Raw genomic sequence first — 537 nt, forward strand, 5'->3', positions numbered from 1 at the left:
CTTAAGACATGGGAGAGTAGGACGTTGCCAGGCTAAAATATTATGAAAATAAAAAGTTCCCTAAAGTCGCTTAAAAAAAGAGACCTTAATTCAAAAATGGTTAAGAGAAGAGGAAGGGTTTACATAATTAATAAAAAAAATCCTAAATTTAAAGCAAGACAAAAATAGTTAAATGGATAATGACAATCACAAAAAAACATGGGAAAACTTCACAAAATTTGTTCTTTGGGGGACAATATCAGTTATTGCTATATTAATAGTCTTAGCTATTGTTTTGTTATAAATTCTAAAAATAAATGATAATTGGTTCTGTCTGCGAAAATAAAGCCACTGAAAAAAGAATTTCAGTTACTCCGGATAATGTTAAAAAATTTGTTTCAAGTGGTTTCAAAGTATACCTTGAGAAAAACTATGGTGATCATCTTGACATCGATGATCAAAAATTTTCAGAAAATGGTGCAGAATTTTTTAGCGATAAAGAAAAAATTATAAAAGAGTCTGATATATTATTGCAACTAAACCTACCAGATGAAAAAG

At 28.5% G+C, this 537-nt stretch carries 2 protein-coding genes and 1 pseudogene; all 3 read left to right on the forward strand.

What is annotated here, in order from left to right; genetic code table 11:
• Positions 1–42: 42 nt before the first annotated feature.
• Positions 43–168: a type B 50S ribosomal protein L36 gene (gene ykgO / locus AMN80_RS01145; RefSeq protein ID WP_075520191.1), complete on the forward strand. Its 126-nt coding sequence runs from the start codon at positions 43–45 to the stop codon at positions 166–168.
• A 4-nt stretch (positions 169–172) separates the two neighbouring features.
• Positions 173–283 carry an aa3-type cytochrome c oxidase subunit IV gene (locus tag AMN80_RS01150; RefSeq protein WP_075520192.1) on the forward strand — a complete coding sequence of 37 codons (111 nt, stop codon included), beginning with the start codon at positions 173–175 and terminating at the stop codon, positions 281–283.
• A gap of 13 nt (positions 284–296) precedes the next feature.
• A pseudogene (locus AMN80_RS01155) lies at positions 297–537 on the forward strand (NAD(P)(+) transhydrogenase (Re/Si-specific) subunit alpha); the annotation flags it as partial.

Source organism: Candidatus Pelagibacter communis (assembly GCF_001179985.1).
GTDB classification, from domain to species: Bacteria; Pseudomonadota; Alphaproteobacteria; order Pelagibacterales; family Pelagibacteraceae; genus Pelagibacter; species Pelagibacter ubique_J.